The 1,169-nt window shown below is 44.4% G+C and carries 2 protein-coding genes; one reads left to right on the top strand and one right to left on the bottom strand.

Features of this window, described 5'->3' with window-relative positions; genetic code table 11:
• Nucleotides 1-73: 73 nt before the first annotated feature.
• Nucleotides 74-307: a helix-turn-helix domain-containing protein gene (locus ACWHAR_RS22355; RefSeq protein ID WP_003220031.1), complete on the top strand. Its 234-nt coding sequence runs from the start codon at nucleotides 74-76 to the stop codon at nucleotides 305-307.
• Nucleotides 308-340: 33 nt separating this feature from the next.
• Here ACWHAR_RS22355 and ACWHAR_RS22350 read toward each other — a convergent pair whose 3' ends face one another.
• Nucleotides 341-1,114, bottom strand: coding sequence for an alpha/beta fold hydrolase (locus ACWHAR_RS22350; RefSeq protein ID WP_014480904.1), 774 nt, complete (start codon nucleotides 1,112-1,114; stop codon nucleotides 341-343).
• Between the last annotated feature and the right edge of the window lie 55 nt (nucleotides 1,115-1,169).

The raw sequence follows: 1,169 nt of genomic DNA, 5'->3' as shown, positions 1-1,169 counted from the left end.
ATTGACGAAAGTTAACATAAGCCGTAATGTAAAAGTATAGAAAAAAGTTTTTCAGGAATGGAAGGTGAGGAAAGTGCCAGTAGAAAAGATACAGATTAGACGTGATTATGTCTTGCAGTATATGGTTAATAACGATTATTCCCTTAATCAGCTTGCGCTGGAAATCGGAGTCTCACCCGCCACACTGAGCCGCGTGCTGAATGGAGAAAGACGGCCGGGGCAGCTTGTGATCGGTAAAATGCTTCACTATTTTAATTTGAAATTTGAGGATCTTTTTTACTATGATTTTATTGACAAAAGTCAATGAAATGCAGAAAACGCAAGGAGATCCAAGCGTTTTCTATCTTGAATGTTGTGTCAGCACAAACCCTGTCACCAGCTCATTGCACGTTTTCCATTGTTTTGTCGGCAATTGATGTCCCTGATATTCCAATCTGAAAAATTCGGCATGTCTGCACGCTCTTCGGTAATAGCCTGCGTTTGTAAAGGTCCAGTCCCGCAGGCCTCCATACATAAACAGCATTGGCATGTCTAGGCGGGGCAGCTGTTCAATGCAGTTGTAGCCAAGCGAATCCAGATAATACTGATGCCAATGGGCCTGGTCTGCTTTTTTCATATGGTCTGTTAATATGCTGCGAAGCTGTCTGTCTTTTGTGTGGCTGCCAGCGAGGATTTTCATGAGCAAACCGGGGTTTTTTTCAAGCAGATACATTCCCAGTTTGTGCAGCTTCTGGCCGATTACGTTATGAACAGCGGGGTAGGCGCCGGACAGAATAAGGTGTGACACTTTGTCCGGGCGGGTGAAGCCGATATGCTGCGCGATTAAGCCTCCGGCAGAATACCCGAATAACACAGCTTTATCAATGTGCAAAGCGTCCATGAATTGCGCGATCTCGTTTGCGTAATAGGAAATAGACGCTGGCTGATCGATGTGATCACTATCACCGTGGCCGCTTAAATCGGGAAAAATCACCCTGAAATGTTTGGATAGAAGGCGCTGATAATAAAAAACCTTGCGTCCCATGCCCGGCGGGTGGATAAAAATGATAGGGATTCCCTGTCCATATTCTTCATAAAAAAGATGTTTCCTGCTGTCTATGCTGATAAGCGGCATCGCTTTTCTCCTTTGACCTTTTCATATGAATAGGGTAACCAAGATAAAACGTCTT

The organism is Bacillus sp. LR--39 (assembly GCF_053613335.1).
This window is presented reverse-complemented; position numbering and strand designations above follow the sequence as displayed.